This window comes from Achromobacter sp. Marseille-Q0513, assembly GCF_018195695.1.
GTDB lineage: Bacteria > Pseudomonadota > Gammaproteobacteria > Burkholderiales > Burkholderiaceae_B > Achromobacter.
This window is the reverse complement of the sequence record NZ_JAGTJY010000020.1, coordinates 1-23,087: the sequence shown is the minus strand read 5'-3', so window position 1 is coordinate 23,087 and position 23,087 is coordinate 1. Positions and strand designations below refer to the sequence as shown.

Here is a 23,087-nt window from a genome sequence, read left to right as displayed (position 1 = left end):
CTGTCCGCCTCAGGTCTTGAGCCGGTAGCCGGTCTTGAAGATCCAGCGCACGCAGACCAGGCACAGCGCCAGGAAGGCCAGCGTCATGCCAAAGCTGACGCCCACGCTGACATCGGCCACCCCGTAGAACGCCCAGCGGAATCCGCTGACCAGGTACACCACGGGGTTCAGCAGCGTGACGGTCTGCCAGAACGGCGGCAGCATCTTGATGGAATAGAAGGTGCCGCCCAGGAAGGTGAGCGGCGTGATGATCATCAGCGGGATGATCTGCAGCTTCTCGAAGCCGTCCGCCCAGATGCCGATGATGAAGCCGAACAGGCTGAACGTGACCGCCGTCAGCACCAGGAAGCCCAGCATCCAGAACGGATGCGCCACGCCGAAGGACACGAACAGCCTGGCCGTGGCCAGCATGATCAGGCCCAGCAGGATGGACTTGCTGGCCGCCGCCCCCACGTAGCCGGCCACGATCTCCACGTAGGAGATCGGCGCCGAGTGGATTTCATAGATGGTGCCCGTGAAGCGCGGCATGTAGATGCCGAACGAGGCGTTGGAGATGCTCTGCGTCAGCAGCGCCAGCATGATCATGCCGGGCACGATGAAGGCGCCGTAGCTGACGCCGTCGATCTCGACCATGTGCGAGCCGATGGCCGAGCCGAACACGACGAAGTACAGCGCGGTGGAGATGACAGGCGAGGCCACGCTTTGCATCAGCGTGCGCCAGGCGCGCGCCATTTCGAACTTGTAGATGGCGAGGATGGCGTGGAAGTTCATGATTGCGCGTGCACCAGGCTGACGAAGATCTCCTCGAGCGAGCTTTCGGAGGTGTTGAGATCGGTGAACTCGACCCCGCGCTCGGCCAGGGCGCGCAGCAGCAGCGAGATATCGCCGCCGTCCTGCTTGCCGTAGGTATGGACCAGCTTGCGGCCGTCCTCGGCCAGCTCCAGCTCATAGGCTTCCAGGCCGGGCGGCACGGCCGCCAGCGGCGTCTTCAGCGTCAGCGCCAGCCGGCGCTTGCCCAGCTTTTCCATCAGCGCGTGCTTTTCCTCGACCAGGATGATCTCGCCCTTGCGGATCACGCCGACGCGGTCGGCCATTTCCTGGGCTTCCTCGATGTAGTGCGTGGTCAGGATGATGGTCACGCCGTTCTCGCGCAGCCGCCGCACCATGTCCCACATGCCGCGCCGCAGCTCCACGTCCACGCCGGCGGTGGGCTCGTCCAGGAACAGGATCTGCGGCTCGTGCGACAGCGCCTTGGCGATCATGACGCGCCGCTTCATGCCGCCGGACAGCGCCATGATGCGGTTGTCCTTCTTGTCCCACAGCGACAGGTCGCGCAGGATCTTCTCGATAAGGGCGGGATTGGCCGGCTTGCCGAACAGCCCGCGGCTGAACGACACCGTGTTCCACACGCTCTCGAAGGCGTCGGTGGAGATTTCCTGCGGCACCAGCCCGATCTTGGCGCGGGCCGCGCGGTATTCGGCGACGATGTCGTGGCCGTCGGCCAGCACCCGGCCCTCGGTGGCGTTGACGATGCCGCAGATGATGCTGATCAGCGTGGTCTTGCCCGCGCCGTTGGGCCCGAGCAGGGCGAAGATCTCTCCGCGCCGGATTTCCAGGTCCACGCCCTTGAGCGCCTGGAACCCGGATGCATATCGCTTGGACAAGCCCTGGACTGAAATGACCGGCTGCACGGACGCCCCGTTGGAATATTTCGAACAGCGGGGATTTTACCTGCCACAGGACATGACCTTGTCAGCAGAAACGGAACGCAGTGTTTGCGACGGGAAGCTAATGGCGGGCGGCAAGGGCCGGCCGGGCGTCCGGGGATCGGGCCGGCGCCGCAGGCCCGGCGTTTGCCTTCAACGCCCCCAGCGCAGCACCAGCGGGTCCAGCCGGCGCGCGATGCCCAGCAGCTGACGGCGCGTCTCGGGATGCAACGGCGGCCAGGGCGCGCGCGGGGCGTCGCAGGCGATCACGCCGCCCTCCTTCATCAACGCCTTGGCGGCCAGGAAGCCGGCCTGGCGGTTCTCGTGGTTGATCAGCGGCAGCCAGCGCTGGTATTGCGCGTAGGCGGCCTCGGCATCGCCACGGCGATGGGCCTCGATGATGGGCCGGATGCCGTCGGCGTAGCCGCCGCCGGTCATGGACCCGGTCGCGCCGGCCTCCAGGTCGGCCAGCAGCGTGATGGCCTCCTCGCCGTCCCAGGGGCCCTCGACCGCCTCGCCGCCCAGCGCGATCAGCTCGCGCAGCTTGCCGGCGGCGCCGGCCGTTTCCATCTTGAAGTACGAGACCTGCTCGATCTCGCGCGCCATGCCGGCCAGGAAGGCGGGCGATAAAGGCGTGCCGGCGGCCGGCGCGTCCTGGATCATGATGGGAATGCCGATGCGGTCGGACACGCCCTGGTAGAAGGCGCGCACCTGCGCCTCGGCGAAGCGGAAGGTGGCGCCGTGGTACGGCGGCATGACCATGACCATGGCCGCACCCATGTCCTGGGCTTGGCGGCTGCGCTCGGCGCAGACGCGGGTGCTGGCATGCGTGGTGGTGACGATCACCGGCACGCGGCCGGCCACGTGTTCCAGCACCGCGCGGGTCAGGATCTCGCGCTCCTCGTCCGAGACCAGGAACTGCTCCGAGAAATTGGCCAGGACGCACAGCCCGTCCACGCCGGAATCGATCATGAAGTCCACGCAGCGCCGCTGGCTGGCGAGGTCCAGCGCGCCGTCCTCGCCGAAGGTGGTGGGCACGACGGGGAAGATGCCGCGATAGCGCGGGTTGGAAAGTCCGGGCATGGCGGCCTCACTCGGTGATGCGGAACTGGTCCAGGAACTCGGTCTTGAGCGTCAGCCCCAGGCCGGGCCTGGCGTCGTCCAGGTCGATGAAGCCGTCCTGGGCCACGGGCTCGCCGTCAAAGATGTAGTAGAACAGCTCGTTGCCGACCTCCACGTCGAACATGGGGAAATACTCGCTCATGGGCGAGGCCAGCGTGCTCATGGTCAGGTGGTAGTTGTGCATCTGGCCGGCGTGCGGGATGACCGGCACGCTATGGGCCTCGCACAGCGCGTTGATCTTGTGCGCGGCGGTAATGCCGCCGACGCGGTTGGTGTCGTACTGCGCCACCGAGATGGCCTTGCGGTCCAGCAGCTGCTTGAAGCCATAGAGCGAGAATTCGTGCTCACCGCCCGAAATGGGAATCGAGCCCATGCGGTTCAGCTCGGCGTAGCCGTCGATATCGTCCGCGATCACCGGTTCTTCCAGCCAGCGCGGCTCGAACTTCTCCAGCTTGGGCAGCATGCGCTTGGCGTATTCCAGGTTCCAGCCCATGTAGCACTCCAGCATCAGGTCGGTGTCGTAGCCGATCACCTCGCGCACGGCCTCGACCGATTTCAGGTTCTCGGCCACGCCGTGCTGTAGATGCGCCGGCCCGTAGCCGAAGCGCATCTTGAAGGCGCGAAAGCCCTGGTCCAGATAGGTCTGCGCCTCGCGCTGCATGGCGTCGAGATCGCCGCGATAGAGCTTGGAGTAGTAGCAGGGAATCTTCTCCTTGGTGCGCCCGCCCAGCAGCTTGAACACCGGCTTGCCCACGGACTTGCCCAGGATGTCCCAGATGGCCAGGTCCACCGCCGAGATCGCCGCCATGGCCACGCCCTTGCGGCCCCAGGCGTGGGTGGCGCGATACATGCGCTGCCACAGGTACTCGTAGTCCCAGGGGTCGTGGCCGATGACCAGCGGCGCCAGGTACTGATCGACGATGGCCTTGGCGATACGCGGCGCCAGCGCCACGTTGCCCAGGCCGACGATGCCGTCGTCGGTCTCGATCTCGACCACGGTCCAGCCATGGAAGCGGAAGGTACTCATGGTTTCCTGCGGCGAATACAGCAGGTCCATGGCGTTGGAGCAGAAATTGCCTTGCGGCGGCACGGTCTTGCCGGTCCATTCGTAGACGCGGGCGCGCACGGATTTGATTTTCATGAGGGGATTCCTGAGGCGTGGGGAACGGCGCGCGGACCGCGCCGGAATGTCTGGATACCGGTTCAGGCCTGGGCGGCGCGCGCCGCGCGGTGCGAACGGCCCATGCGGCAGGCCACGTTGAAGGCCTGCCATGTGGCCGCGTCGCTCGCCCTGCCCTGGCCGGCGATGTCGTAGGCGGTGCCATGCGCGGGCGTGGTGATGGGAATGGGCAGCCCGCCCTGCACCGTCACGCCGCGCGAGAAGCCCAGCAGCTTGATCGCGATCTGGCCCTGGTCGTGATACATGGTGACGATGGCCTGGAACTCGCCGGCCTGGGCCTTCAGGAAGATGGTGTCGGCCGGAAACGGCCCCTGCACCGGCAGGCCTTCCTGGTTCAGTTCGCGCACCGCCGGCGCGATGATGTCGACTTCCTCGCGGCCGCAGGTGCCGCCGTCGCCGCCATGCGGATTGAAGGCGGCCACGGCCACGCGCGGCTCGGGCACGCCGCTGGCCTGCAAGGCGCGGTGAATCAGCCGGGCGGCGTCCTTGATGCCGGCCACGCTCAGCGCGGCGGCGGCGTCCTTCAGCGGGATGTGCGAGGACACGCGCGAGGTCCACAGATCGCCGAGCGTGTTGAACTCGCAGAAGTAGCCGGTCACGCCCAGGTATTGGGCGAAGTGATGCAGCTCATCGTCATGGCGCAGCCCGCCCAGCTTCATGGCGTGCTTGTTCAGCGGTGCGAAGCAGATAGCGTCCGCGTGGCCGGCCAGCGCCGCGTCCATGCAGGCGTCCAGCGCGCGCAGCACCGACGCGCCGCCGGCCGCGCCGGCCTGGCCCAGGCTGACGTCGCCGGGCCGCACCGTGTCCATCGCCAGCCAGGCGGCGCGGCCGGTGGCGGGCCGGCCGCGCGCGGCGGCGAAGCTGTCCACCGGATCGAGCGCCACGCGCACGCCGGCGATCCGCTGTCCCGCTTCCCACAGCCAGGGGTCGCCGATCAGCACGACGTTGGCCAGTTGCGCCGCCTCGGGCCGCGCCAACAGGCGGGCGATCAGTTCCGGGCCGATGCCGGCCGGGTCGCCCAGCGTCAGGGCGACGACGGGCAGGTCCTGCGCCGGCTGGCCGGCGGTTCGATGCTGCGGATGCATGATGGTCTTCACTCGACGGAAATGTGGTTCTTCTTGATGATCGCGGCGTAGCGCTGGTTCTCGGCCTGATGGAAGCGGGCGAACTGTTCCTGGCTCATCGGGCTGACGTCGGCGCCGATGGCCTGCAGGCGCGCGCGGGTGTCGGGCAGCGCCAGGATGGCGTTGACCTCGTCGTGCACGCGGCGCTGGATCGCGGCGGGCGTGCCGCTGGGCATGTAGATGCCATACCAGGCGCTCATCTCCACGCCGGGCACGCCGGCCTCGGCCATGGTGGGCACGTCGGGCAGCTGCGGATTGCGGGCGGCGCTCAGGACCGCCAGCGCCCGCACCTTGCCGCTCTTGATGTGCGGAATCACCGAGGACGCGGTCTCGAAGGCGATCTGCACCTGGCCGCCCATCAGGTCGACCATGGCCGGACCGCTACCGCGATAGGGAATGTGCGTGATCTGCACGCCGGTGGCGTCCTTGAACAGCTCGGCCGCGATGTGCTGGGTGCTGCCGGCGCCGCTGCTGGCGAAGTTGTATTCACCCGGCTTGCCCTTGAGCAGCGCGATCAGCTCCTGCACCGTGCGCGCCGGCACCTGGTTGTTGACGACCAGGATGTTGGGCACCGCGCCCACGAACACCACCGGCGTCAGGTCGCGGTCGTTGTCATAGCCCAGCTTGAGCAGATGCGGGGCGATGGCGTGGGCGGTGGACACGCCCATCACCATGGTGTGCGCGTCGCTGGACTTGGCCGCGAGGTCGGCGGCCAGCGTGTTCGAGGCGCCCGGCTTGTTCTCCACCACCACGGTCTGGCCCAGCCTCGGACCCAGCTTGTCGGCCACGGCGCGCGCCATGGCGTCGGTGCCGCCGCCGGGGGCCGATCCCACCAGCAGCCGCAGCGGCTTGACGGGCCAGTTGGCGTCCTGCGCCAGGGATGGGCCCGATGCCGCCAGGCACAGGGCGCCCGCCGCGATCGCGGCCAGCAAACGGGTCTTCATGCTTGTCTCCTTGGGGGCTTTGTGCGCCATCCCGGGTCCGTGCCCGGCGGCTTGTTTTGATGCAGCCATCTTAGGGAGTCGATCCGTTTCCGTAAAATGAAACTTTGGCACCAACCGTTCACCCCAGGCGATCAATCATGGAACGAGTCCTGAACGCCCCCGCCCTGCTGGCGCGCCTGCGCATGCGGCAGATCGTGCTGCTGCTGGCCATCGAGGAACGCGGCACGCTGCGCGCGGCGGCGGCGGCGCTGAACATGACCCAGTCGGCCGCCAGCAAGATGCTGCACGAGCTGGAGCAGGCCATCGGCCAGCCGCTATTCGAGCGGGTGGGCCGCGGCCTGGCCTTGACGGCGGCGGGCGATTGCGTGATGGGTTATTTCCGCGGCATGCGCGGCACGGTGTCCTCGCTGGCGCGCGAGCTGGAGGAGCTGCGGCTCGGCAGCGCGGGCAAGCTGTTCATCGGCAGCATCATGGCCGCCTCGCCCGGGCCGCTGACCGACGCGCTGCTGCGGCTCAAGCAGACCTATCCGCTGCTGGCGGTGGAGATTTCGACGGGCACCAGCGACCTGCTGATCGGACGGCTGAACGAGGGTCGGCTGGATGTGGTGATCGGCCGCATGCTGACGCGGCCGCCGCGCGACTATGTGTTCCGCCCCATCGGCGACGAGGCGCTGTCGGTGATCGCGGCCGTCGACCACCCGCTGGCCGGGCGCGCGCGCGTCAGTTTCGAAGCCTTGCGGGAGTATCCGTGGATCCTGCAGCCGCAGGGCAGCCCGATGCGTGACGTGATCGAGCAGGAATTCCGCTCCCATGACGCGGCCACGCCGCCGGGCCTGATCGAGTCGGCCTCCATCCTGACCACCACCAACCTGGCGATGAAGTCGACCATGCTGGGCGTGATTCCGGAGTCCGTGGCCAGCCGCTACGCGGCCCACGGCCTGCTGGCCATCCTGCCGTACCAGATCCGGCACGCGCTGACGGCGTTCGGCAGCATCGTGCCGCGCGACCGGCCGCTGAGCGCGCCGGCGCGTCATTTCGTCGAGCTGCTGCACGAGGCGGGCGCGGCTGCCTAGTTCAGGCAGGGAATGGATCCCCGGCCGCCCGCCCCTGCGCCATCACAGTTCGTCGTCTTCCCTGGGCCTGGGCATCAGGTAGGCCGTGAGCGCGCTGGACAGCCCGGCCATCACCCACAGCACGAAGAAGGACACGGTGTAGAAGCCGGTGCGCCCGGTGGGCACGTGTCCGAATATGGCCACGTCCAGCGGGTCGATCAGCGCGAAGACCAGCGCGCTGCACGCCGCCGCCGCCAGGAACGACGGCCACAGGATCCACATCAATGATCTCAAGCCCATGCGTGCCCCTCCTTTGACTTACGGTTTGGACTGGACGGCCGCCTGGCGCGCGGCCCCCGCTCCCTGCTGCTCGATGACCAGCCCGCGCTTGACCAGCCCTTCTTCCTGGATGGGCTGGTTGCTGAACTGGGTGAAGGCGAAATAGATGGTGATGAAGCAGCCCACCATCGCCAGGAATGGGCCGGCCATCAGGAACCAGGGCCAGAATTCACGGTACCAGGGCTTGGCGATCGTGGCGGTAGTCATAACGTGATCCTTTGATCCTTGCGCGGGTCCATGCCGCGCTCAGTTGGGAATGTAGAAGCTGGCGGGTTCGTCGGTCTCGATGCCACGATTCTCGCCGTCCTGGGCGCGGGCGTGCAAGGTGATCGGATGCGCGCCGGGCGCGGCGCCCACGGGCACGCGGATCACCATCGGCACCAGCTTGTTGGCGGCAGCCTCGACTTCGACCACGTCCGACGCTTCCTGCCCGGCCAGCACGGCCAGTCCGGGCAGGCCATCGGCCGACAGGCGCAGGCGCAGCGGCGAGTCCGAGGTGTTGATGATCTGCAGGCGGTAGACGTTCTCGATCAATCCGCCGGCCACTTCGCGGCCCAGCACGCCGCGGTCGCGGATCACGTCCACGCGCAGCGGGTTGCGCACGGCCAGCGAGGTGATGAAGGCGATGACCAGGATCAGGATCAGCGTGCCGTAGACCAGCACGCGCGGACGCAGCAGGTGCGAGCGGGCGCTCTTGGTCGACAGGCCGTCCAGCATGGCGCGCTCGGACGTGTAGCGGATCAGGCCCGGCTCGTACTGCATCTTGTCCATCACCTGCTCGCAGGCGTCGATACAGGCGCCGCAGCCGATGCACATGTATTGCAGCCCTTCGCGGATGTCGATGCCGGTCGGACAGACCTGCACGCACAGGCTGCAATCGACGCAGTCGCCCAGGCCGGCGGCCTTGTGGTCGACCTTGCGCGAGCGGCCGCCTCGCGGATCGCCGCGACGCTTGTCGTAGGTGACCACGAAGGTGTCCGGGTCCACCATCACGCTCTGGAAGCGGGCGTAGGGGCACATGTACTTGCACACCGACTCGCGCATGAAGCCGGCGTTGCCCCAGGTGGCGAAACCGTAGAACAGCATCCAGAACCACTGCCAGGGACCCAGTTGCAAGCTGAACAATTCATGGCCCAGTTCGCGGATGGGCGCGAAATAGCCGATGAAGGTCGAGCCGGTCCACCAGGCCAGCGCGATCCACAGGAAATGCTTGGTGATCTTCAGCCGCGCCTTGTGCCAGGACCAGGGCGATTCGTCCAGGCGGATGCGGGCCACGCGGTCGCCTTCGACCTTGCGCTCGATCCACATGAAGATCTCGGTGTAGACGGTCTGCGGACAGGCGTAGCCGCAGAACAGCCGGCCGGCCACGGCGGTGAACAGGAACAGCGCCAGCGCCGAGATCACCAGCAGCACCGCCAGGTAGACCACGTCCTGCGGCCACAGCACCAGGCCGAACAGGTAGAACTTGCGCGCGCCCAGGTCGAACAGCACGGCCTGACGGCCGTTCCATTGCAGCCAGGGCAGGCCGTAGAAGATGAGCTGGGTCAGAAAGACGAAGGCGATGCGCCAGCGCGCGAACAGGCCGCTGACGGATCGCGGATAGATCTTGCTGCGCACGCCGGCCAGGGTCTGTTCCAGCGTTTCCTGGCCGGGACGCGGCGGCCGCACATGCGGCCGCCAGGGCGGCGGGTCGCCGCCGGGCGGCGTGCTGACGCTTGCGGTTGACCCATCTTTCATTTGCTGCTCCGTACTCATCAAGTCCACGTCGCCTGAGAGAAACGCCGTTTCTCCCAGGCTCTATGCCACATACAGGTCCGCGATCAGCGGGCCGCCGTCTTCTCGGTCGCCTGCGGCTTGGCGTCCGGCTTGTTGGACAGGCCCCATACCCAGGCCGTCAGGATCTTGATCTGGTCGGGCGTCAGCACGTCCTCATGCGCGGGCATGCGGTTCTGGCGTCCTTCCAGGATGGTCTGCACGATGGTCGCTTCCGAGCTGCCGTAGAGCCAGACTTCGTCCGTCAGGTTGGGCGCGCCCAGCGACTGGTTGCCCTTGCCGTCGACACCGTGACAGGCCACGCAGTAGTTGGCGAACTCGCGCTTGCCGCGGAACACGCGCACCGGATCGGCGGTCAGGCCCGACAGCGAGCGCACGTACTGCGCGATATCGCCGGCGGTCTTGGGATCGATCACGCCCTTCCACGGCGGCATCACGCCGACGCGGCCCTGGGTGATGGTCTGCATGATGGCTTCGGGAGAGCCGCCGTGCAGCCAGTCGCCATCGGCCAGGTTGGGGAAGCTGGGGCCGCCCTTGGCGTCCGAGCCGTGGCACTGCGCGCAGGTGTTCAGGAACAGGCGCTGGCCGATTTCACGCGCGCCGGGGTCGGCGGCGATCTGCGGCACGGTCATAGTCTCGAAACGCGCATAGATGGGGCGCACCGCCTCGGCCAGCTTGGCCTGGTTGCGCGCCACTTCCTCGGCGCTGCTGTAGCCCAGCGAGCCCTTGTATTCGCCCAGGCCCGGCATGAAGAACAGGTAGCCCAGCGCGAACACGCAAGCCAGCAGGTACATCCAGGTCCACCAGCTGGGGACCGGGTTGTTCAGCTCGGTCAGGTCGCCGTCCCAGACATGGCCGGTGTCCTCGACCTGGCCGTTGACCGGCTTGGTGCTGAGCCAGCGACGCTGCGTGTACAGCAGCCACACGCACCAGACCACGCCGCCCACGGCGACGACGGAGATGAAATACCCCCAGAAGCCATTGACGAAATCGCTCATGACCGATTCGCTCCATCTTGTTGTGCCGGCCCGAATTCATCGGGCAGCGCGAACGGCAGCATCGCCGATTCGCTGTTGGCGCCCTGGCGGCCGCGCGAGCAGGCCCACCAGACGATGCCGAAAAAGGTTGCCATCGAGATGGCGGTGACGATTGCGCTGATGTAGGCCATGATCAACCTCCCGACGCCGGCTGGGCGGCCGGCTGCCTGGCGGCGTCAACGGCCTTCTTGGCGGCTTCCTCGGCGGCGGCGGCCTTCTTGGCCTGCTGCGCCTTGCGCACGCCCACGCCCAGCCCTTGCAGGTAGGCCACCAGCGCGTCCTCTTCCGTCTTGCCCTCGATGGCCTTGGGCGCGCCGGCGATGTCCTCGTCGCTGTAAGGCACGCCGAGCAGGCGCAGGGCGCGCATGCGGTCCTGCACGTTCTGGCCGGTGATCGAGGTCTTCTCCAGCCAGGGATAGGCCGGCATGTTGGACTCCGGCACCACCATGCGCGGGTTGCGCAGGTGGATGCGGTGCCACTCGTCGGAATAGCGCTCGCCCAGGCGCGCCAGGTCGGGACCCGTGCGCTTGGAACCCCACAGGAACGGATGGTCGAACACCGATTCCGAGGCCAGCGAGTACGAACCGTAGCGCTGCACTTCGGCCGCCAGCAGGCGCACCTGCTGGGAATGGCAGCCGACGCAGCCTTCGCGGATGTAGACGTCGCGGCCCATCAGGCGCAGGGGGCTGTAGGGCTCGACGCCCTCGGCCGCCTGCGTGGTGCTGTGCTGGAAGAACAGCGGGATGATCTGCACCAGGCCGGCGAAGGACACCACCAGGATGCTGGCGATGATCATCCAGCCGATGTTCTTCTCGAGCGTCTGGTGGGAAAAGAAGCCGTGTTGCTTGTTGGCCATGATGTCCTCGTCAAACGGTAGCCGGAGCGGCGGCGGTGACCGGCGTGCGCGCGGCTTGCGGATCGTCCTGGGGAATGGCGGGGTTGACCGCGGTCGCGCCGCGCACCGTCATCCAGACGTTCCACGCCATCACGAACACGCCCGACAGGAACAGCGTGCCGCCCAACAGACGAATCAGGTAGTACGGAACGCGCGTCTTCAGTTCCTCGACGAAGCTGTAGACCAGGGTGCCGTCGGCGGCGGTGTCGCGCCACATCAGGCCCTGCTGCACGCCGGCGATCCACATGGCGGCGATGTACAGCACCACGCCGATGGTCGCGATCCAGAAGTGCAGTTCGATGGCCTTGACGCTGTGCATCTTCTCGCGGCCATAGAGGCGCGGGATCAGGTAGTACAGCGAGCCGAACGAGATCATGGCGACCCAGCCCAGCGCGCCGGAGTGCACGTGGCCGATGGTCCAGTCCGTGTAGTGCGACAGCGCGTTGACCGTGCGGATCGACATCATCGAGCCTTCGAAGGTCGACATGCCGTAGAACGACAGCGCCGTGACCATGAACTTCAGGATCGGGTCGGTGCGCAGCTTGTACCAGGCGCCCTGCAGCGTCATGATGCCGTTGATCATGCCGCCCCACGAAGGCGCCAGCAGGATCAGCGAGAAGGTCATGCCCAGCGACTGGGTCCAGTCCGGCAGCGAGGTGTACAGCAGATGGTGCGGGCCCGCCCACATGTACGTGAAGGCCAGCGCCCAGAAGTGGACGATGGACAGGCGGTACGAGTAGATCGGACGGCCGGCCTGCTTGGGCACGAAGTAGTACATCATGCCCAGGAAGCTGGTGGTCAGGAAGAAGCCCACGGCGTTATGGCCGTACCACCACTGCACCATGGCGTCCTGCACCCCGGCGTAGGCCGAGTACGACTTCCACATCGACACCGGCACTTCAAGGTTGTTGAAGATGTGCAGGATGGCGATGGTCAGGATGTACGAGCCGAAGAACCAGTTGGCCACGTAGATGTGCTTGGAGCGGCGCTTGATGATGGTGCCGAAGAACACGATGGCGTAGGCCACCCAGACCAGCGTGATCAGGATGTCGATGGGCCATTCGAGTTCCGCGTATTCCTTGCTGCTGGTGTAGCCCAGCGGCAGGGTGATCGCGGCGGCGACGATGACGATCTGCCAGCCCCAGAAGGTGAACGCGGCCAGCGGGCCGCAAAACAGGCGGGTCTGACAGGTGCGCTGGACCACGTAGTAGGACGTGGTGAACAGCGCGCTGCCGCCGAACGCGAAAATCACCGCGTTGGTGTGCAGCGGACGCAGCCGGCCATAGGTCAGCCAGGCGGTATCGAAGTTCAACTGAGGCCAAATCAGCTGCGCGGCGAGCAGTACGCCCACAGCCATGCCGACGATTGCCCACACTACCGTCATGAGCGCGAATTGCCTCACGATCTTGTAGTTGAAGGTGTCGGCCTTGCTTGCGATTGCGGCGCAATCGTTCATCACCCTTCCCCTAAAAGAAACAAACAGTTCCAAGCTTCAATGATGGGGGGGCCGGGGTAAACCCGCGTTGATGTGGATCAAGTCCCTACTCGAGAAATGGGGAACGCGGCGCGCGGGCAACGGGTCAGAAGCAGCGGTTTTCGACCGTATCAGCCATACCAGCCGGATCAGTGGCGAAGCACTGTCCGGCCTTTCGGCGGTATTCAGGCTCGAAATCCCCGCGCCCCCGGGCCTCGCGCGGCCTAGCCCCGGCTGGCCGGCCCGCTGTCGTCGTCGCGCAGGATCGCCGTGCCGGCGCCATCGGTGTCGTCGTACTGGCCGTTGAACACGGCCCACCACAGCGACACGCCGATCGCCAGCACGAACAGCAGGGACAGGGGCAGCAGCAGGTAGAGGATGGTCATGCGGATTCCGGCGCGCCGGCGGCCAGCGCGCCGGACCAGTCGCGGCGCGACAGCCGCCAGGAGTTCCAGGCCACCGCCAGCGAGGACAGCAGCATGGTGATGGCCGCCAGCCAGGGCGTGACCCAGCCGACCAGCGCCAGCGGCGTCATCAGCAGGTGCCATACAAGCGAGCCATACAAGTTCTGGCGCGCCTTACGGCCCGCCTCGTCCAGCAGCGCCTGCAGGGCCGCGTCGGGCATGGACGGATGCGCCGCCAGCGCGGCGTGCGCCGAGGCCATGGCCGTGGGCACGGCCATCGACATCGCACAGGGACAGCTCATGACCAGCAGCGCCACCATCACCGGGATGCTGTGGGCCGGATCGACATAGGCCCAGGCCGCGGCGGCGGCCAGCGCCAGGATCACCTGGATCATCACGAAGCGCGAGGCCAGCCGGTCGGCGCTGGCGCCCAGGCTCAGGCGGCGCGCCTCGACGCGGGAATGGCGCAGGCCGCCGGCCGAGCCGCCGTAGGACTGGCGCGCGCACAGCTCCAGGTAGCGGGCGGTCAGCAGGAAAGCCACGAACATGGTCACGGAATCGAAATACACCTCGCCATGTCCGGTGTAGGTCGCGTGCACCGAGGGAATGAAGGCGGCCACGATGCCCAGGGCCACCGGCACGTCCATGCCGGCGCGGCCATGGCGCAGGTTGTCGCCGGCGTGGCGCCAGATCGGCCAGGCCGAGTACAGCACCACGGGCACGGTCAGCGCGAAGCTGGCCCAGTTCATCAGCACGATGGCCCAGTCCAGCGTCTCCAGGGCATCCGTGGGGATGCCGTCGTGGCGCAGGTAGCCGGGCCAGGCGAACATCATCACCTGCATCATGGCCAGCCAGGCCAGCGACAGGCGCACCAGCGCGTGCCGGCGCTGCTGGCGGTCGGCGTCGGACAGGCCGACGGGGACGGCGAAGATCGATTTGGCTCGCATGCGCCGATCTTAGCCAGCCGCTGGGGACGGCGTCTTGACATGGATCAAGCCGCCGGACCGGATTTGCCGCCGGCCGGGTCAGGACTGGCGGCCGGCGCGCCGGCGGTTCGGCCGCCGGGTCAGGGGTCAGGGCCGCTGACGGCGCAGCACGTCCGACACGGCGCCCGTCAGGACGGCCAGCTCGTCCGCCGCGATGGTCAGCGCCGGGGTCAGATAGACCACGTTGCCGAACGGCCGCACCCAGACGCCGGCCTCGACCAGCCGCCGCTTGAGCGCTTCGCGGTCGGCGATGCCGTCCAGTTCCACCGCGCCGATCGCGCCCAGCACGCGCACGTCGCGCACCCAGGGCAGCTCGCGGCACGGCGCCAGCCCTTGCTCCAGCGCGGCGCAGATCGCCCGCGCCTGATCCAGCCTCGGCTCGCGCTCGAACAGATCCAGCGAGGCATTGGCGGCGGCGCAGGCCAGCGCGTTGCCCATGAAGGTGGGGCCATGCATCAGCGCGTGCGACGGCTCGTCGGACCAGAAGGCGTCGAACACCCGGCTGCTGGCGACCGTGGCGGCCAGCGGCAGCGTGCCGCCGGTCAGCGCCTTGGACAGGGTGATGATGTCGGGGCGCGCGCCGGCCTGTTCAAAGGCGAACATCGTGCCGGTGCGGCCGAAGCCGGTAAAGATCTCGTCGTAAATCAGCAGCAGGCCGTGGCGGTCGGCCAGCCGGCGCAGGCGGCGCAGCACCTCGGGATCGTGCATCAGCATGCCGCCGGCGCCCTGCACCAGCGGCTCGACCATGATCCCGGCCAGCTGCGGGCCACGGCGCGCCAGGAACGCGTCCAGCTCGGCCTCGCCGGCCTCGTCGCGCGGCAGGGCGACGATGTCATGCTCGGCCAGCATGCCCCGGAACAGGCTGTGCATGCCCTCCTCCGGATCGCAGACCGCCATGGTGCCGAAGGTGTCGCCGTGGTAGCCGCCTTTGAACGCCAGGAAGCGGCCGCGGCCGCGCTCGCCCTGGTTGAGCCAGTATTGCAGCGCCATCTTCATGGCCACTTCCACCGCCACCGAGCCGGAATCCGTATAGAAGACCCGGTCCAGGCCCGGCCCCAGCAGCGCCGCCAGCCGCCGCGCCAGCGTCAGCGCCGGCTCGTGGGTCAGGCCGCCAAACATCACGTGCGGCATGGCGTCGAGCTGGGCGCGCACGGCCTGGGCGATGTGGGGATGGTTGTAACCGTGGCAGGCGGTCCACCAGGACGCCACCCCGTCGATCAGGCTACGCCCGTCGGCCAGCTCCAGCCGGCTGCCGTGGCTGCGCACCACGGGCAGCGGCGGCGTGGCGGTCTTCATCTGGGCATAGGGCAGCCAGATGTGGGGCTGGCCCTGGGCCACCCAGTCGGGCGTGTGCATATATATAGAGCTCCTGCAAAACCAGAGGCCCGGGCCAGGGAACTCCCGGTGGGCCGTCTGCCCGGGGCGCCGGGCGGACCGGCGCCTCCACTACAATGGCCCGCATTCTACGGCCTGGCCGCCCCGCCGCGCCCGGCCGCCCCCGGATTTGCCGATGTCGAAGCTGGATTCCCTTTTTTCCTCCGAGCTCGCGCTCGCCGAGACGCGCCGCGTGCGCCGCCGCCTGCGCACCGCCGCCGCCGCTCCCGCCGGCCGCATCGTCCTGAACGGCGCGCCCATGCTGAACTTCTCCAGCAACGACTACCTGGGACTGGCGCGCCACCCGCTGCTGGTAGAGCGGGCGCGCGAATGGACCGCGCTGCGCGGCGCCGGCGCCCAGGCCTCGCGGCTGGTCTGCGGCAACCTGGACCTGCACGAACAGGTCGAGGCCAAGCTGGCCCGGCTCAAGGGCGCCGAGGCCGCCCTGCTGCTGGCCTCGGGCTGGCAGGCCAACGCCGCCGTGTTGCCCGCGCTGCTGCGCGCCGCCGCCGGCCAGGGCGAGGTCCAGCTCTATGCCGACAAGCTCAACCACGCCAGCCTGCACCACGGCTGCCAGGCCGCCGGCGTGAAGCAGATCCGCTACCGCCACAACGACCTGGACCACCTGGAAAGCCTGCTGTCGGCCCGCGCCGAGCCCGGCCCCGGCGGCAAGCCGCCGGTGCGCTTCATCGTCACCGAAAGCGTGTTCAGCATGGACGGCGACCGGACCGACGTGGCCCGGCTGGGCGAGATCGCCGAACGCCACCGCGCCTTTCTCTACCTGGACGAGGCGCACGCCACCGGCGTGCTGGGCGCCCAGGGCGCCGGCCTGTCCAGCCTGGCGCCGGGCCGGGTGGACCTGATCATGGGCACCTTCAGCAAGGCGCTGGGCGGCTTCGGCGCCTATGTGGCCGGCTCGCGGGCGCTGTGCGACTACCTGGTCAACGCCTGCTCGGGCTTCATCTACACCACCGCGCTGCCGCCGGCCGTGCTGGGCGCGATGGACGCGGCGCTGGACCTGCTGCCGCGACTGGACGCCGAACGCTCGCGGCTGGCCGACAGCGCGCAAACGCTGCGCGCCGCGCTGGCCGGACTGGGCGTGGACACGGGCGGTTCCTCGACCCAGATCGTGCCCGCCATCGTCGGCGACGAAGCCCGCGCGCTGGCGCTGGCCGCCGGGCTGGAGCGGCGCGGCCTGCTGGCCGTGGCCATCCGCCCGCCCACGGTGCCCGCCGGCACCAGCCGCCTGCGGATCGCGCTCAGCGCCGCCCATGGCGAGGATGATCTCGCCCGCCTGATCGACGGCCTGACGGCCGAGCTGGCCTGACCATGCCGCAAGCCACGCTCTGGTTCGCGCACGGCTGGGCCTATGACGCGTCATTCTGGGCGCCGTTGCGCGCGGCCCTGTCCGACTGGCCCCAGGTGGCCGACGACGCCGGCTATTTCGGCGCCCCCCGCCTGCCGGAAGTCTCCGGCCCGGTGATCGCCATCGGCCATTCGCTGGGCGCGCTGCGCCTGTTGCGCCAGCCGCCGCCCGGCTGCGCCGGCCTGGTCTGCATCAACGGCTTCGCGCGTTTCGGCGCCGGCCCGGACTTTCCCGAAGGCGTGGCGCCGCGCCTGCTCGACCGCATGCTGCGCCAGCTGGCCGCCCACCCCCAGGCGGTGCTGCGCGATTTCCGCGCGCGCTGCGGCGACGACACGCCATCCGGCGCGCCCGACACGGCCGCGCTGGAATTCGGCCTGCTGGCGCTGCGCGACGAGGATCGGCGCGCCGAGCTGGCGGCGCTGCCCATGCCGACGCTGGCGCTGGCCGGCGCCAAGGATCCGGTCGTGCCGCCGGCCATGACCCGCGCGGCGCTGCCCGGCGTCACCTTGCGCTAGCACGAGCAGGGCGGACATCTGCTGCCGCAGTCCGACCCACAATGGTGCGCCGAACGCATCCGCGAGTTCCTGCAGATATGACGCCCGCCTCGGCAACACTGCGCGCGGCCCCGCTTTCGACAGCCCATCCACGCCGGGCGGCCGCGCATGACTGACGCGAACCGCTACGCACGCAACGCCGCCATCGGCGCGCGCTTCGGCCGCGCCGCCGGCCGCTACGAGGCGCATGCCCCGGCCCAGCGCGCCGCCGCGCGGCGCCTGGCCGAGGATATCGCCCGGCTGGACCTGCCGCCGCGCCCGCGCATCCTGGAGATCGGCTGCGGCACCGGACTGCTGACGCGCGAGCTGGCGCGCCGTCTGGGGCCGGCCGACTGGACGCTCACCGATATATCCCCGGCCATGCTGGAGATCGCGCGGCTCGGTCCCGCGCCACCAGGCAGCGTGCGCTACGCGGCGCTGGACGGGGAACATCCCGATGCGCTGTCCGGCGGCTACGACCTCATCTGCTCCAGCCTGGCGGTGCAGTGGTTCGGCGACCTGAACGCCGGGCTGGGCCGGCTGGCCGCGCTGCTGGCGCCGGGCGGCCATCTGGCCATCGCCACGCTGGCAGAGGACACCTTCGCCGAATGGCGCGCCGCCCACGGCAGCGCCGGCCTGGACGCCGGCACCCCGGCCTATCCTCGGCCCGGCGCCATCCGTCCGGCCATGGGCAATCTGGCCGGTGCCGTGCGCGCCGAACGGCTGGTACAACAACATCGTGACGGCCTGCATTTCCTGCAGGACCTGAAAGGCATCGGCGCCACCGCCGCCGCGCCCGGCCACAAGCCGCTGGGCGCGGCGGCGCTGCGCCGCGTGCTGGCGAAATTCGACGAACAAGGAGCCAGCGTGACCTATCACCTGGCCTATGGCATGTGGAAAAAAACCGACTCCCGCCCCGCCGGCGTCTTCGTGACCGGCACTGACACCGGCATCGGCAAGACCCTGGTCTCCGCCATCCTGGCGCGCGCCTGGAACGCCGATTACTGGAAGCCGGTGCAGACCGGCGTGGCCGAAGAGCCCGGCGACACCGACACGGTGGCCGGGCTGGCGCAGCTGCCGCCCGAGCGCCTGCACCTGCCGGCCTACGTGCTGCAGGCGCCGCTGTCGCCCTGGGCGGCCGCGCCGCTGGAAGACGCCGAGCTGGACGCCACCACCATCGTGCCGCCGGACACCGACGCGCCGCTGATCGTGGAAGGCGCCGGCGGCCTGTACGTGCCGATCGACGACCGGCACATGATGATCGACCTGATCGCGCGGCTGGGCATGCCCGTGGTGCTGGCCGCGCGCAGCGGCCTGGGCACCATCAACCACACGCTGCTCAGCCTGGAGGCGCTACGCCGCCGTGGCATCCCGGTGTTGGGCGTGGTCATGAGCGGCCCGCTGTCGCCCGGCAACAAGGAAGCCATCGAACGCTTCGGCGACGTCCGCGTGCTGGCCGAGATCCCGCCGCTGGCGCGGGTGGACGCGGCGGCCGTGGCCGAGCTGGCGCGCGGCATCGCGCCGCTGGCCGATTGCCTGGCGGCGCTGGAAGGCGATCTGGAGGGCGGCCCCGGCGGCTGAACCCGCCGCCGCGCCAAGGCGGGCCGGGGGCCCAAACCGCCTGGCCGCTTCAACCGCCGAAGCGCGGCTCGGGCAAGCCGCGCACGCCCAGCCCGTGCAGCGCGAACAGGCTGCCGCGCGCCACGCCGTCCTGCGGAAAGCGCGGCAGCGGCGGCTTGGCCATGGACGTGACGTACAGCACGTCCAGCTCCGGGCCGCCGAACATCACGCTGGTGACTTTCTTGACCGGCATCTCGATGACGCGGTCCACGCTGCCGTCGGGCGCGTAGCGCACCAGCTTGCCGTCGTAGACCTGGGCGTTCCACAGATAGCCCTCGGCATCCACCGTGGAGCCATCGGCCGCGCCGCCGCCGCTCATGTCCACGCGCGTGAAGGTGCGGCGGTTCGAGATCGCGCCGCTGGCCGGATCGCAGTCATAGGCCCAGATCTCGCCCGACCAGGTGTCGGCGAAATAGAAGGTCCTGCCGTCCGGGCTCCAGCAGGGTCCGTTCGACACCACGATGCCGGTGTCCAGCCGGTGCAGCGACAGGTCCGGATCCAGCCGGTAGAGCGCGCCATTGGGTCCGGCCTCCTGCGTGTCCATGCTGCCGGCGTAGAAGCGCCCCTGCCGGTCGACCTTGCCGTCGTTCAGCCGATTGGCGGGCTTGTCGGGCTCGGGATCGACGATCAGCTCGACCTCGCCGCTGCGGAAATCCAGGAAGTGAAAGCCGCGCGCCAGCGACACCACCGCCCCGCCCTGCTTGCGCAGCGCCATCGAGCCGATCTTCTGCGGCAAGTCCCAGGCGCGCAGCTCGCGGCCGTCGGCCGTGCAGCGGAATACCCGGCCGTCGAAACTGTCGATCCAGTACAGCCGCTGTTCGTCCACGTCCCACAAGGGCCCCTCGCCCAGCGTGGTCTTGACGTCGGCCAGAATCTCGATGCGCATGCCTGTCTCCTTTGATTCAGAACGCCACCTGGTCGCCGCCCTTGAGCTGCAGGATGCGGCGAGCGTCCTCGGGCGTGGCGATCTGCAGGCCCAGGCCCTCGATGATCTGCCGCACCGAGCGCACCTGTTCGGCGTTCGACTGCGCCAGCCTGCCCTTGCCGGCCCACAGGCTGTCCTCCAGCCCCACCCGCACATTGCCGCCCATGGCGGCGGACTGCGCGGCAATGCGGAACTGGCTGGCGCCGGCGCCCAGCACCGACCAGCGGTAGTCCTTGCCGAACAGGCGGTCGGCGGTGCGGCGCATGTGGATCACGTCCTCGGGGTGCGTGCCGATACCGCCCAGCAGGCCGAACACCGACTGCACGAAGAACGGCGCCTTGACCAGGCCCCGGTCGGCGAAGTGAGCCAGGTTGTACAGGTGGGCGATGTCGTAGCACTCGAATTCAAAGCGCGTGCCGTTGTCGTAGCAGGTGGACAGGATGTATTCGATGTCCTTGAAGCTGTTGCGGAAGATCAGGTCGCGCGTGGCCTCCAGGTGCTCGCGTTCCCACTCGAACTGGAACTCGGTGTACTTGTTCAGCAGGTGGTACAGGCCGAAGTTGATCGAGCCCATGTTCAGCGAGGCGACCTCGGGCTTGAATTGCGCGGCGGGCCGGACGCGTTCCTCGACCCGCATGTAGGGGCTGCCGCCGGAGGTGATGTTGATGACCGCGTTGGTGCCCTGCTTGACTTGCGGCAGGAAGCGCGCGAAGGCCTCCGGCGTCTGGTCCGGCTTGCCGTTCTCGGGGTTGCGCGCGTGCAGGTGCAGGATGGCGGCGCCCGCCTCGGCGGCGGCAATGGCCTCGCGCGCGATGTGCTCCGGCTGGATCGGCAGGTGCGGCGACATCGACGGCGTGTGGATCGCGCCGGTGATGGCGCAGGTGATGATGACTTTTTCCTGGGACATGCTTCTGCTCCAAGCTTGGAAGATGCGCGGGCCGGCGGCCGGCGCGATAGGGAATCAAGAATCGGAAAGGGAAATGGGGTTCAGGGCAGCTCCCGCCGCTGGCGCAGCCGCTCCTTGTGCGCGGCCAGCTCCATCAGTCGCAGGTCGCGCCAGATCTGGCGCTGGGCCAGCCCGTCGGCGGGCAGGTGCTCGCGGCGCTGCGCCTCGACGCGGTCCAGCGTGTCGCCGCTCCAGGGCACGCGCCGGGTCATGGACTCGAACATCTCGGCGTACATGCCTTCATAGCGTTCGGCGTAATCGCGCACGCCGGCCGGGGCGTTCAGGTCGATGGTCTCGAACGGGCCCATGAAGGCCCAGCGCAGCGCCAGGCCGTCGCGGATGCAGGTGTCCACGTCCTCGACGCCGGCATAGCCGTCGGCCACCAGCCGGAACGCCTCGTGCAGCAGCGCGCCCTGCAGCCGGTTGACGACAAAGCCGTCGATCTCGCGCTGCATCACGATGGGCTGCTGGCCGGCCTCGGCCAACAGGCTGCGCGCGCGCTCGACACAGGCCGCGTCGGTCCAGGGCGCCGGCACGATTTCCACGGCCGGCACCAGGTACGGCGGATTGATCGGATGCGCCACCAGGCAGCGCGCGCGGCCAGGCAGGTCGGCCGTGAAATGCGAGGGCAGCAGCGCCGAGGTCGAGCTGGCCAGGATCGCGCCGGCCGGCGCCAGGCGATCCAGCTCGGCATAGACGCGACGCTTGCTGTCCAGCCGTTCGGGCGTGCTTTCCTGCACGTAGTCGGCGTCCCGCAGCGCGTCCTCCATGCGCTCGGCGGGCTCCAGCGCCGCCAGCAGCTGGTCCACCGTGCGCCCGCGCAGCAGGCCCGCCTGTGCCAGCCCCGGCGCCACCTCGCGCGCGAAGGCCAGCGCCTGCTCGACCTGCCCGGGCTGGCTGTCCCACAGCCGCACCCGGTGCCCGCCGCGCGCATACACCAGGGCCCATGCCCGGCCGATCAGGCCCGAGCCGATGATTGCCACATTCGCCATGCTGCTCTCTCTCCCGCGGCTCGCGCCGCCTGATGGCGGGCCGCTCACGGCGGCCCGCTACGAATCCGCTATGCGCGCCGCTCGCGCAGCGCGATCACCGCGCCCAGCACCACCAGCCCGTACAGGATGGCGCGGGTCGCGTAAGGCAGGTTGCTGCCGGCCAGCAGCGTCTGCAACGCCGTCAGCAGCAGCACGCCCGCCAGCATGCCCAGATAATGTCCGCGTCCACCCGTGATCAGGCCGCCGCCCACCACCACCGCCGCGATCGACGGCAGCAGGTAGTCGTCGCCCATGCCCAGGCTGGCCTGGCCGGAAAAGCCCGTCAGCAGGATGCCGGCCAGCGCGGCGCACAGGCCCGACAGCACATAGGCGCCGATCAGCGTGCGCCCCACCGGCACGCCCGCCAGCCGCGCCGCGCGCACGCTGTTGCCACCCGCGTACACGCGCCGGCCGAAGGCCGTATGCGACAGCAGCAGCACCGCCAGCACGGCGAACAGCGCCATCGCTGGCACCACCGGCGTCACGCCCATCACCTGCCCCGTCATGAAGCCGCGCAGCAGCGGCGGCGCGAAGCCCGCCGGCGTGCCGCCCGAATACAGCAGCGCCAGGCCTTGCAGGATGCCGTTGACGGCCAGCGTGGCGACGATGGGCGACAGCCCCAGCGCCGCCACGGCCAGGCCGTTGACCAGCCCGATCAGGCAGCCAACCAGCAACACCGCCGCCAGCGCGCCCGGCATGGCCGCGTCCATGCCCTGCGTCATGCCCGCGAACAGGATCCCCGACAAGCCGATGGTCCATGGCAGCGACAGGTCCAGCCCGCCGGTCAGGATCACCGCGCCCTGCCCCAGCGCCAGGATGGCCAGGAAGCTGGACAGCACGATCAGCGCGTTCCAGTAGCCCCAGTGCGTCAGCGAACGGCCCAGGGTCCATTGCGTGACGACCAGCACCAGCAGCAGGCAGGCCACGGCCGGCAACGCGTAGCGCAAGGTCTGGGCGTGACGGACCGCGAAGCCTGGCCTGGGCGCGGCGTCGGCCTCGACTTCGGCCGCCGGCAGCGCCAGCCGCCGGTCCGGCCCGCCCAGCTGGCCAGGCAGCGTGCCCGCGCGCCAGGCGCGCCAGCGCGCCGCCGCCGCGCACAGCTGGAGCGCCAGCGCCGAGTCGCGGCTGGCGGCGGCGGCCAGCGCCGCGGCGATCAGGATCAGGCCCTCGGCCACCGTCGAGAAATAGGCCGACACGTTCAACACCAGCAGGATGTTGACGACGATCATCAGGATGTAGGCGCCAAACACCGAGCC

The 23,087-nt window shown here is 69.2% G+C and carries 24 protein-coding genes; 4 read left to right on the top strand and 20 right to left on the bottom strand.

Going from position 1 to position 23,087, the window contains the following annotated elements; translation table 11 throughout:
- Positions 1–9: 9 nt before the first annotated feature.
- The 6 genes from KDH83_RS06950 to KDH83_RS06925 form a co-directional block, all read right to left on the bottom strand.
- A complete protein-coding gene (locus tag KDH83_RS06950) occupies positions 10–771 on the bottom strand; it encodes an ABC transporter permease (RefSeq protein WP_212313820.1) in 762 nt (253 codons plus the stop codon).
- Entirely contained in the window at positions 768–1,691 is a 924-nt protein-coding gene (locus tag KDH83_RS06945; protein ID WP_212313813.1) for an ABC transporter ATP-binding protein, read from the bottom strand. The genes KDH83_RS06950 and KDH83_RS06945 overlap by 4 nt, the downstream gene beginning before the upstream one ends.
- A 168-nt stretch (positions 1,692–1,859) precedes the next feature.
- Positions 1,860–2,789, bottom strand: coding sequence for a dihydrodipicolinate synthase family protein (locus tag KDH83_RS06940; RefSeq protein WP_212313812.1), 930 nt, complete (start codon positions 2,787–2,789; stop codon positions 1,860–1,862).
- A 7-nt stretch (positions 2,790–2,796) separates the two neighbouring features.
- Positions 2,797–3,969, bottom strand: coding sequence for an L-rhamnonate dehydratase (locus tag KDH83_RS06935; protein WP_212313811.1), 1,173 nt, complete (start codon positions 3,967–3,969; stop codon positions 2,797–2,799).
- Between the two features lie 62 nt (positions 3,970–4,031).
- Positions 4,032–5,093 carry a 4-hydroxythreonine-4-phosphate dehydrogenase PdxA gene (locus KDH83_RS06930; RefSeq protein ID WP_212313810.1) on the bottom strand — a complete coding sequence of 354 codons (1,062 nt, stop codon included), beginning with the start codon at positions 5,091–5,093 and terminating at the stop codon, positions 4,032–4,034.
- Between the two features lie 8 nt (positions 5,094–5,101).
- Complete coding sequence (locus KDH83_RS06925) at positions 5,102–6,076, bottom strand: tripartite tricarboxylate transporter substrate binding protein (RefSeq protein WP_212313807.1); 975 nt, start codon at positions 6,074–6,076, stop codon at positions 5,102–5,104.
- A gap of 137 nt (positions 6,077–6,213) precedes the next feature.
- Between KDH83_RS06925 and KDH83_RS06920 the strand changes: the two genes are divergently transcribed.
- Positions 6,214–7,149, top strand: a complete 936-nt coding sequence (locus tag KDH83_RS06920) for a LysR family transcriptional regulator (RefSeq protein ID WP_212313806.1) — start codon at positions 6,214–6,216, stop codon at positions 7,147–7,149.
- 42 nt (positions 7,150–7,191) lie between these two features.
- Here the strand turns inward: KDH83_RS06920 and KDH83_RS06915 are convergent, their stop codons facing one another.
- The 10 genes from KDH83_RS06915 to KDH83_RS06870 all read right to left on the bottom strand — a co-directional run bounded on the left by KDH83_RS06915 (position 7,192) and on the right by KDH83_RS06870 (position 15,392).
- A complete protein-coding gene (locus tag KDH83_RS06915) occupies positions 7,192–7,428 on the bottom strand; it encodes a hypothetical protein (protein WP_212313805.1) in 237 nt (78 codons plus the stop codon).
- A gap of 18 nt (positions 7,429–7,446) precedes the next feature.
- On the bottom strand, positions 7,447–7,674 hold the full coding sequence (locus tag KDH83_RS06910) for a FixH family protein (protein WP_212313804.1): 228 nt from the start codon (positions 7,672–7,674) through the stop codon (positions 7,447–7,449).
- A 39-nt stretch (positions 7,675–7,713) separates the two neighbouring features.
- Entirely contained in the window at positions 7,714–9,204 is a 1,491-nt protein-coding gene (gene ccoG / locus KDH83_RS06905; RefSeq protein ID WP_212313803.1) for a cytochrome c oxidase accessory protein CcoG, read from the bottom strand.
- An 83-nt stretch (positions 9,205–9,287) separates the two neighbouring features.
- Positions 9,288–10,238 carry a cytochrome-c oxidase, cbb3-type subunit III gene (ccoP, locus tag KDH83_RS06900; RefSeq protein WP_212313801.1) on the bottom strand — a complete coding sequence of 317 codons (951 nt, stop codon included), beginning with the start codon at positions 10,236–10,238 and terminating at the stop codon, positions 9,288–9,290.
- On the bottom strand, positions 10,235–10,411 hold the full coding sequence (locus KDH83_RS06895; RefSeq protein WP_212313878.1) for a CcoQ/FixQ family Cbb3-type cytochrome c oxidase assembly chaperone: 177 nt from the start codon (positions 10,409–10,411) through the stop codon (positions 10,235–10,237). The genes ccoP and KDH83_RS06895 overlap by 4 nt, the downstream gene beginning before the upstream one ends.
- Complete coding sequence (gene ccoO, locus KDH83_RS06890; protein ID WP_212313799.1) at positions 10,411–11,133, bottom strand: cytochrome-c oxidase, cbb3-type subunit II; 723 nt, start codon at positions 11,131–11,133, stop codon at positions 10,411–10,413. Before ccoO ends, KDH83_RS06895 begins: the two co-directional genes overlap by 1 nt.
- A 10-nt stretch (positions 11,134–11,143) precedes the next feature.
- Positions 11,144–12,628: a cytochrome-c oxidase, cbb3-type subunit I gene (gene ccoN / locus KDH83_RS06885; RefSeq protein ID WP_212313797.1), complete on the bottom strand. Its 1,485-nt coding sequence runs from the start codon at positions 12,626–12,628 to the stop codon at positions 11,144–11,146.
- A gap of 242 nt (positions 12,629–12,870) precedes the next feature.
- Positions 12,871–13,032 (bottom strand): cbb3-type cytochrome oxidase assembly protein CcoS, encoded by a 162-nt coding sequence (gene ccoS, locus KDH83_RS06880; RefSeq protein ID WP_212313795.1) that lies wholly within the window; start codon positions 13,030–13,032, stop codon positions 12,871–12,873.
- Positions 13,029–13,997: a hypothetical protein gene (locus tag KDH83_RS06875; RefSeq protein WP_212313793.1), complete on the bottom strand. Its 969-nt coding sequence runs from the start codon at positions 13,995–13,997 to the stop codon at positions 13,029–13,031. The genes ccoS and KDH83_RS06875 overlap by 4 nt, the downstream gene beginning before the upstream one ends.
- Before the next feature lie 126 nt (positions 13,998–14,123).
- Positions 14,124–15,392: an adenosylmethionine--8-amino-7-oxononanoate transaminase gene (locus tag KDH83_RS06870; RefSeq protein ID WP_212313791.1), complete on the bottom strand. Its 1,269-nt coding sequence runs from the start codon at positions 15,390–15,392 to the stop codon at positions 14,124–14,126.
- A 154-nt stretch (positions 15,393–15,546) separates the two neighbouring features.
- Here KDH83_RS06870 and KDH83_RS06865 point away from each other — a divergent pair, with 154 nt between their 5' ends.
- From KDH83_RS06865 to bioD, 3 genes are all read left to right on the top strand, one after another.
- Positions 15,547–16,737 (top strand): aminotransferase class I/II-fold pyridoxal phosphate-dependent enzyme, encoded by a 1,191-nt coding sequence (locus KDH83_RS06865; protein ID WP_212313789.1) that lies wholly within the window; start codon positions 15,547–15,549, stop codon positions 16,735–16,737.
- 2 nt (positions 16,738–16,739) lie between these two features.
- The gene (locus KDH83_RS06860) at positions 16,740–17,291 is read left to right on the top strand and encodes a lysophospholipase (RefSeq protein ID WP_249204911.1); all 552 of its coding nucleotides are present in this window, start codon (positions 16,740–16,742) and stop codon (positions 17,289–17,291) included.
- A 147-nt stretch (positions 17,292–17,438) separates the two neighbouring features.
- Positions 17,439–18,890, top strand: coding sequence for a dethiobiotin synthase (bioD, locus tag KDH83_RS06855; protein WP_212313787.1), 1,452 nt, complete (start codon positions 17,439–17,441; stop codon positions 18,888–18,890).
- A gap of 49 nt (positions 18,891–18,939) precedes the next feature.
- On the opposite strand, the gene KDH83_RS06850 is transcribed toward bioD, so the two are convergent.
- From KDH83_RS06850 to KDH83_RS06835, 4 genes are all read right to left on the bottom strand, one after another.
- The gene (locus KDH83_RS06850) at positions 18,940–19,815 is read right to left on the bottom strand and encodes an SMP-30/gluconolactonase/LRE family protein (protein ID WP_212313785.1); all 876 of its coding nucleotides are present in this window, start codon (positions 19,813–19,815) and stop codon (positions 18,940–18,942) included.
- A gap of 16 nt (positions 19,816–19,831) precedes the next feature.
- Positions 19,832–20,761 (bottom strand): 3-keto-5-aminohexanoate cleavage protein, encoded by a 930-nt coding sequence (locus KDH83_RS06845; RefSeq protein ID WP_212313783.1) that lies wholly within the window; start codon positions 20,759–20,761, stop codon positions 19,832–19,834.
- An 80-nt stretch (positions 20,762–20,841) separates the two neighbouring features.
- Positions 20,842–21,792, bottom strand: coding sequence for a 3-hydroxyacyl-CoA dehydrogenase (locus KDH83_RS06840; protein ID WP_212313781.1), 951 nt, complete (start codon positions 21,790–21,792; stop codon positions 20,842–20,844).
- Between the two features lie 68 nt (positions 21,793–21,860).
- Positions 21,861–23,087: ABC transporter permease (locus KDH83_RS06835; RefSeq protein ID WP_212313779.1), on the bottom strand; the 1,227-nt coding region annotated here is incomplete at its 5' end.

What these genes read in the sequence shown, in the direction of transcription:
- KDH83_RS06950 (WP_212313820.1), bottom strand. Translation starts at nt 771, where the DNA reads ATGAACTTCCACGCCATCCTCGCCATCTACAAGTTCGAAATGGCGCGC.
- KDH83_RS06940 (WP_212313812.1), bottom strand. Translation starts at nt 2,789, where the DNA reads ATGCCCGGACTTTCCAACCCGCGCTATCGCGGCATCTTCCCCGTCGTG.
- KDH83_RS06935 (WP_212313811.1), bottom strand. Translation starts at nt 3,969, where the DNA reads ATGAAAATCAAATCCGTGCGCGCCCGCGTCTACGAATGGACCGGCAAG.
- KDH83_RS06930 (WP_212313810.1), bottom strand. Translation starts at nt 5,093, where the DNA reads ATGCATCCGCAGCATCGAACCGCCGGCCAGCCGGCGCAGGACCTGCCC.
- KDH83_RS06925 (WP_212313807.1), bottom strand. Translation starts at nt 6,076, where the DNA reads ATGAAGACCCGTTTGCTGGCCGCGATCGCGGCGGGCGCCCTGTGCCTG.
- KDH83_RS06920 (WP_212313806.1), top strand. Translation starts at nt 6,214, where the DNA reads ATGGAACGAGTCCTGAACGCCCCCGCCCTGCTGGCGCGCCTGCGCATG.
- KDH83_RS06915 (WP_212313805.1), bottom strand. Translation starts at nt 7,428, where the DNA reads ATGGGCTTGAGATCATTGATGTGGATCCTGTGGCCGTCGTTCCTGGCG.
- KDH83_RS06910 (WP_212313804.1), bottom strand. Translation starts at nt 7,674, where the DNA reads ATGACTACCGCCACGATCGCCAAGCCCTGGTACCGTGAATTCTGGCCC.
- ccoG (WP_212313803.1), bottom strand. Translation starts at nt 9,204, where the DNA reads ATGAAAGATGGGTCAACCGCAAGCGTCAGCACGCCGCCCGGCGGCGAC.
- ccoP (WP_212313801.1), bottom strand. Translation starts at nt 10,238, where the DNA reads ATGAGCGATTTCGTCAATGGCTTCTGGGGGTATTTCATCTCCGTCGTC.
- ccoO (WP_212313799.1), bottom strand. Translation starts at nt 11,133, where the DNA reads ATGGCCAACAAGCAACACGGCTTCTTTTCCCACCAGACGCTCGAGAAG.
- ccoN (WP_212313797.1), bottom strand. Translation starts at nt 12,628, where the DNA reads ATGAACGATTGCGCCGCAATCGCAAGCAAGGCCGACACCTTCAACTAC.
- ccoS (WP_212313795.1), bottom strand. Translation starts at nt 13,032, where the DNA reads ATGACCATCCTCTACCTGCTGCTGCCCCTGTCCCTGCTGTTCGTGCTG.
- KDH83_RS06875 (WP_212313793.1), bottom strand. Translation starts at nt 13,997, where the DNA reads ATGCGAGCCAAATCGATCTTCGCCGTCCCCGTCGGCCTGTCCGACGCC.
- KDH83_RS06870 (WP_212313791.1), bottom strand. Translation starts at nt 15,392, where the DNA reads ATGCACACGCCCGACTGGGTGGCCCAGGGCCAGCCCCACATCTGGCTG.
- KDH83_RS06865 (WP_212313789.1), top strand. Translation starts at nt 15,547, where the DNA reads ATGTCGAAGCTGGATTCCCTTTTTTCCTCCGAGCTCGCGCTCGCCGAG.
- KDH83_RS06860 (WP_249204911.1), top strand. Translation starts at nt 16,740, where the DNA reads ATGCCGCAAGCCACGCTCTGGTTCGCGCACGGCTGGGCCTATGACGCG.
- bioD (WP_212313787.1), top strand. Translation starts at nt 17,439, where the DNA reads ATGACTGACGCGAACCGCTACGCACGCAACGCCGCCATCGGCGCGCGC.
- KDH83_RS06850 (WP_212313785.1), bottom strand. Translation starts at nt 19,815, where the DNA reads ATGCGCATCGAGATTCTGGCCGACGTCAAGACCACGCTGGGCGAGGGG.
- KDH83_RS06845 (WP_212313783.1), bottom strand. Translation starts at nt 20,761, where the DNA reads ATGTCCCAGGAAAAAGTCATCATCACCTGCGCCATCACCGGCGCGATC.
- KDH83_RS06840 (WP_212313781.1), bottom strand. Translation starts at nt 21,792, where the DNA reads ATGGCGAATGTGGCAATCATCGGCTCGGGCCTGATCGGCCGGGCATGG.